This window comes from Bradyrhizobium sp. UFLA05-108, assembly GCF_059803455.1.
This window is the reverse complement of sequence record NZ_JBANAZ010000032.1, coordinates 94,285-100,669: the sequence shown is the minus strand read 5'-3', so window position 1 is coordinate 100,669 and position 6,385 is coordinate 94,285. Positions and strand designations below refer to the sequence as shown.

The window sequence follows — 6,385 nt, the reverse complement described above, 5'->3', positions numbered from 1 at the left end:
GGCCGGGATCCCGCGCCAGAACTGGTACGGCTTCGTCAACCGCGACTTCCAGACTGCGCGGCAGGACTTCGGCACCGCCACGGCCGAGTACAGGGTCAACGAGGCCGTCACCCTGACCAGCAAGGTGCGCGGCGAGCACTCGCTACTGAACTATATCGGCACGCTGCCGCAGAACCCGAATACGACCAACGTCAATCCGCTGCTCTGGACGACCACGGCCAGCGCGCAGAGCCGTTACCAGAACGTGGACGTGTGGGCCAACCAGAACGAGGCCACGTTCAAGCTCGACACCGGCGGGGTCAAGCACACCGCGGTGTTCGGCGTCGAATATACGAACGAGGACATCTCGATCGACCGTTACACCGGTCTCTCCTCGGAACTGTTCGGCGGCGGCTCAACGAGCAACGGCGCCGTCCAGAACGTCAATCTCTATTCCCCTCAGTACACTTATCTCTCTGGCTTCGGCACGCCGTCGCTGGTTGGAAACCCGACGCGTTATGGGGTCAACACCAGCAGCGTCTACGTCATGGACACCGCGAACTGGCAGGACACCATCATCGTCAATGGCGGTGTCCGCTATGATGGCTACAGCCAAAGCTCTTCGACAAACTCGGCTTATCTCAAGCAGAATGCCAATCTCGTCAATTACAACGTCGGCCTGGTCTACAAGCCGATGTCGATCGGCAGCATCTACGCGGCCTATGCGACCTCGGCCAATCCGTTCGGGTCGGAGCTTGACGCAACCGGCACCGATTACGGTGGCGTTCCGGCGAACACGGCCATTCTGCTCGGCCCCGAGCGCAACAAGGCGGCCGAAATCGGCACCAAATGGGAACTCGCCGACCGCCATCTGCTCGTGACGGGCGCACTGTTCCAAACCACCAAGGACAATGCGCGCGAGACCGTCAACAACCTGCTGACTTCGGGCGCGGCCTACAGAATCCAGGGCATCGACATCGAGGCCGAGGGCAAGATCACGGACCGCTGGAGCATCTTCGGCGGCCTGGTGCTGATGCAGTCGAAGGTCACGCAAAGCGGCATCGCCTCCAACATCGGCCTCCAGCTGGCCAACGTCGCCCACCAGTCGTTCAGCATGCTCACCAAGTACAAGCTCGACGATGGTTGGGAGCTCGGCGGGCAGGCGGTGTATCGCTCGAAGGTCTATGGCGGCACGTTTGCGGCCAACACCGGCAATGAGCTGCCGAGCTACTGGCGCTTCGACGCGTTCGTCGAGAAGAAGATCGACAAGAACTGGACGATGAAGCTCTACGCGCAGAACCTGACCAACAAGCTGTACTACGACACGCTCTATCGCAGCGCTGTACCGTTCGTGGCGGTCGCACCAGGCCGGGCGTTCTACGTCGTCACCTCGGCCAAGTTCTGAGGCTCCGATGGAGAGCAGCCTGACCCGCTCTCGTCGTTACGATATCCGCGGCCAGATGGTCGCGGATATCGCGCGGCCATCAACGATCGACCGATGCGAAGGAGAATTCGGCAGACATTTCGTGAGTCAATTTAGAACGCTTACAAGCTCCAATTTAGAATCGTTTCAAACTGAAGTTTAGAATCGTTTTGATCTGGATTGATTCAAAGATATCCCGGCCGTGATCGCGTTGACCCACTTTACTCCGCTCGATACCAACGCTGCGTCGCGTTGTCGCAAGGCGACACACTTGTCGCAAGGCGACACACTGCAGAAACAAAGTGGGGCGTAGGATGGGCACGGCAAGGGCTCCGCGGTCGTTGCGTTCGAACGCGGTACGGAAATCATTCGACGACAATCTCGAAGTCGCATCTGGCAAGACCGTCTCGGCGGTCGCAAGCCTGATCGCGGTCGCGTCGGTTTCGAGCGGCGCGCAGGCGCAGCAGTCGAACCTGCCGCCCGTGACCGTCGATGCGCCCGTCGAGCGTCCTCGCCCCGCTGCCTCAAAACCGTCGCCGGAGCAGGTCCGCGCGCGCACCGCGTTGCGGCGCGCGGCACAGCGTCAGCAGGCGGCGCAGGCACCAGTCGCTAACACACCCGCTCCCGCGGCGGACCGCAATCCGTATGCGGATCCGGCCGCACCCTACAAGGTCGATCACGTGCAGGCCGGGGGCAAATTCCCCGAGAAGCTGGTCGACACGCCGAAATCAGTAACGGTGCTTAGTAAGGAAGTGCTCGAGGACAAGAACGCCACCACGCTGAAGCAGGCCATCCTCAGCACTGCTGGCGTGACGCTGGGGACGGGCGAGGGTGGTAATGCCTTCGGCGATCGCTTCTTCATCCGCGGCTTCGACGCTCGCAATGACGTCTTCATCGATGGCGTGCGAGATTCCGGCGTCAGCGTGCGCGAAAACTTCTTCACGGAGCAGGTCGAAATCCTGCGCGGCCCAGGCTCGTCCTTCGCGGGTCGCGGCACCACGGGCGGCGCGATCAACATCGTGACCAAGCAGGCGACGACGGAGAAGAGCTTCTACAACATGGACACCACGTTTGGCACCGACCAGACCAAGCGTGTGGTGCTTGATGTCAACCAGGTGATCAGCCCGACCCTCGCGGTTCGCGCAGGCGGCCTGTTTCAGGATGCGGGCGTCGCCGGCCGCGACTACGTGAAGGACAATCGCGATGGCGCGTTTGTTGCCACGACCTGGAAGCCGGTGGATGCGGTCAAAATCACCGCCGGCTATATTCATACCGAACTGACCGGTCTCCCGGATTTCGGCGTGCCCTACTACCGGCCGAGCACGGCCAGCACTGCCGGCGGCCCTTTTCCGGATTTCGGCTCGAACCGCAACAACTGGTATGGCTTCGTCAATCGAGACTTCTATCGGGTTGGCCAGGACATCGGGACGCTCAATGCCGAAGTGCAGGTCACGCCCGATCTGTTGATCACCAACAAATTCCGGGATTCGCATTCCACCCAGAACTACATCGGAACGCTGCCTGAAGCGCCGGTCATCGCAACCCCGCTATCGGCCTCGACCCTCAGCGCCAATCCGCAGAGCCGCTACCAGGCCACGGACGTGATCGCCAATCAGACCGAGGCGACCTACAAGTTCAACGACGGCGCCGGCTTCAGGCACACTGCCCTTGCTGGCTTCGAATATGATCACGAGACGTCGTCGATCGACAAATATGTTGGCCTGAGCTCCGAAGCCCTTCCTGGAGGATTCACCGGGGCTGGGTCGTTGACCGGCGTGAGCGTTTTCAATCCGCAGTTCACGAACCTCCCCTTTGGAATACCAGGAGGTCTTTCAGGATTGCCAACGAACATCAAGATCGACACCAAGTCGGTCTACCTGCTGGATTCGGCGAACTACAATGATTTGCTGATCCTCAACGGTGGCGTCCGCTATGACGACTACAACATCAAGGTGAACGGTTACGGGACAGTCAACGGCGTCGCCAATGTCTTCGGTCAGCAACAGCAGGACTACGGGATGCCGAACTTCAACCTCGGCCTTACCCTGAAGCCATTGCCGAATGGAAGCGTCTATGCAGCTTACGCGACCTCATCTAATCCGGTGGGCGCGGAATTCGACGGGACGAGCGTCCAGTACGGCGGCCTCGCGCCGGTGCTCAACGGGGGCGTTCCTCAGATCTTCGGTCCGGAAAAGAACAAAGCCATCGAGCTCGGTACCAAGTGGGAGCTGTTCGATAGACACCTGTTGCTGACGGCTGCACTTTTCCAGACCGAGAAGGAGAATGCGCGCGAGTCCCGCAACGTCACCGCCGCTACTGCGACCGCAACCTGTCCCTATCCTGCCGGTACGACCGGGACCGTCTCCTGCATCACTGCCGGAGCAGCCTATCGCATCCGCGGCATCGACCTTGGCGTGGGTGGTAAGATCACCGACAAATGGAGCATTTTCGGCGGCCTTGTATTGATGCAGTCGGAGGTAACCAAGTCGCTGATCCCGCCGGCCAACACGACACTGTATACGACGAACGTCGGCTTGCCGCTCTCCAACGTCGCGCATCAGTCCTTCAGCATGCTCACCAAGTACCAGCTCACCGACATCTGGGAGCTGGGTGGCCAGGCCGTCTATCGCTCGAAGATCTATGGTGGCACGTTCCTCGCGGCCAACCAGGGTACATCGATCCCCAGCTACTGGCGTTTTGACGCGTTCGCGGAAGCCAAGATCAACAAGAACTGGCAGGTCAAGCTGTTCGTCAACAACATCTTCGACAAGCGCTACTACGACGCGCTGTACCAGAGCGCTGCGCCGTTCGTGCTGGAGGCACCAGGACGCGCCGCCTATCTGGTGCTATCGGCCCGTTACTGAGGAGACGACACGAGGTGCCATGCTGACATGCATAGAAGGCGTCCTGAGCAAGGATGATGTGGCGGATTTCCGCCGCATCATGGACGCCAGCGATTGGGAAGACGGGCGTTCCACCGCGGGTGCGCAGTCGGCGATGGTCAAGCGCAACGAGCAATTGCCGCCGGACAGCGAGGTCGCACGCAGGCTCGGCAACCGCGTCATCTCGGCGCTGACGGCGAACCCGCGCTTCCTGGCGGCTGCGATCCCGCTCCAGATCTTCCCGCCGCTGTTCAACCGCTATGCGGCGAGCAGTGGACACCATTTTGGTCTGCACGTCGACAATGCGATCCGCGGCGATCGCCTGACCGGCCTTCGCATCCGCACCGACCTGTCGGTCACGCTGTTCCTCTCCGAGCCGGAGGAATACGACGGTGGCGAACTCGTGATCGAGGACACCTACGGTTCGCACGAAGTTAAGTTGCCGGCCGGCGACTGCGTGCTGTATCCCTCGACCAGCCTGCATCTGGTCACGCCGGTGACGCGGGGCGCGCGGGTGGCGTCTTTTTTCTGGCTGCAGAGCATGGTACGGGATGATCGAGCCCGCAGCCTGATCTTTGACCTCGATACTGCCGTTCAGGCGCTGGCGCAGCGGCTTGGGCGCGACGACCCCGAAACGGTCAAATTGACGGGTATCTATCACAACCTCATTCGCTACTGGGCCGAAGTATGAAGATGACACCCTTCCGAGCAAGCTTTGCCGCAACCGTGATGATCGCGGTGATCGCGCTCGCAGTGCCTGTTTCGGCACAGCAACAGACGGCAACGCCGCCGGCCGCATCGCAGCCGGTCGGCGCTCCGGCGGCGCCATCAGCAGCCGCGCCTGCGGCGACGGTTGCCCCCGCGGGTGCCGCGTCCGATGCGGCGTCGGCCGATGCCGGCCGTGTGCTGAAATCGACCGCGCCTGTGATGAAGGAGCTGTCGCCCTGGGTGATGTTCATGTCGGCGGACATCATCGTGAAGGCGGTGATGATCGGGCTTGCCTTCGCGTCTCTCGTCACCTGGACCATCTTCATCGCGAAATCGATCGAGCTGACGCTGGCACAGGGCAGGCTGCGTTCGGCCCTGAAGAAGGTCGCCGACGCTCGCTCGCTGGCAGAGGCGCAGTTCGCGCTCGGTGCCAAGGAAGGCATCTTGCCGTCATTCCTTGCGGCCGCGCTGCGCGAGGCGCGGGCGTCAGCAGGAATCTCCAGCGACGCCGGCATCAAGGAACGCGCCGCCTCGAGCTTCGCCGAGATCGCCCGCGCGGAGTCGCGACGGATTCGGATCGGCATGGGCGTGCTTGCGACCATCGGCGCCACGTCGCCCTTCGTCGGCCTGTTCGGCACCGTCTGGGGCATCATGAACAGCTTCATCGGCATCTCGAAGTCGCAGACGACGAACCTTGCAGTCGTCGCGCCGGGCATCGCCGAAGCGCTGCTTGCGACTGCGATCGGCCTCGTCGCGGCGATCCCCGCCGTCATCATCTACAATCATTTCGCGCGCATGACGAAGGGCTATCTCGAGCTCGTCAGCCGCGCCTCGGGTGCGGCGGCGCGGCTGCTCTCGCGCGACCTCGACCGTAGCCATGGCAGCGTTCATTCGCGCGCAGCGGCGGAGTAGGCGATGGGAGCTTCGATCGCAGACAACGATCTCGACGATGATGCGGACTTTTCCGAGACGCATGAGATCAACGTCACGCCATTCATCGACGTCATGCTGGTGCTGCTGATCATCTTCATGGTCGCCGCGCCGCTGTCGACGGTTGACCTGCCTGTCGATTTGCCGACCTCCACCGCCACACCGCAGAAGAAGCCGGACAAGCCGACCTATGTCAGCATCAGGTCCGATTTGACGCTTGCGATCGGGGAGAACCCGGTCACGCGTGCCAACCTGGCCGCCTCGCTCGACGGCTTGTCGGACATGAGCAAGGACAAGTACGTCTTCCTGCGCGCCGATCGCACAGTGCCATATGGCGAACTGATGGGCGTGATGGAGCTGTTGCGTTCGGGTGGATACTCCAAGGTGAAGCTGGTGACGCTGGAAGGTGTCCCGGCTTCTCCGACATCTTCCGCGGCAGACCCTGCGAAGCCCTAGAGGCTCT

Annotated in this window: 5 protein-coding genes; all 5 read left to right on the top strand. The window is 61.8% G+C overall.

Features of this window, described 5'->3' with window-relative positions:
- A partial coding sequence (locus SO140_RS23525; protein WP_498543174.1) for a TonB-dependent receptor occupies positions 1-1,384 on the top strand: 1,384 nt, incomplete at its 5' end.
- 332 nt (positions 1,385-1,716) lie between these two features.
- Positions 1,717-4,266, top strand: coding sequence for a TonB-dependent receptor (locus SO140_RS23520; protein WP_449383538.1), 2,550 nt, complete (start codon positions 1,717-1,719; stop codon positions 4,264-4,266).
- Positions 4,267-4,285: 19 nt separating this feature from the next.
- The gene (locus SO140_RS23515; RefSeq protein WP_449383537.1) at positions 4,286-4,975 is read left to right on the top strand and encodes a Fe2+-dependent dioxygenase; all 690 of its coding nucleotides are present in this window, start codon (positions 4,286-4,288) and stop codon (positions 4,973-4,975) included.
- On the top strand, positions 4,972-5,904 hold the full coding sequence (exbB, locus tag SO140_RS23510) for a tonB-system energizer ExbB (RefSeq protein ID WP_449383536.1): 933 nt from the start codon (positions 4,972-4,974) through the stop codon (positions 5,902-5,904). The genes SO140_RS23515 and exbB overlap by 4 nt, the downstream gene beginning before the upstream one ends.
- A 3-nt stretch (positions 5,905-5,907) precedes the next feature.
- Positions 5,908-6,378: a TonB system transport protein ExbD gene (gene exbD / locus SO140_RS23505; protein WP_449383535.1), complete on the top strand. Its 471-nt coding sequence runs from the start codon at positions 5,908-5,910 to the stop codon at positions 6,376-6,378.
- Positions 6,379-6,385 lie beyond the last annotated feature (7 nt).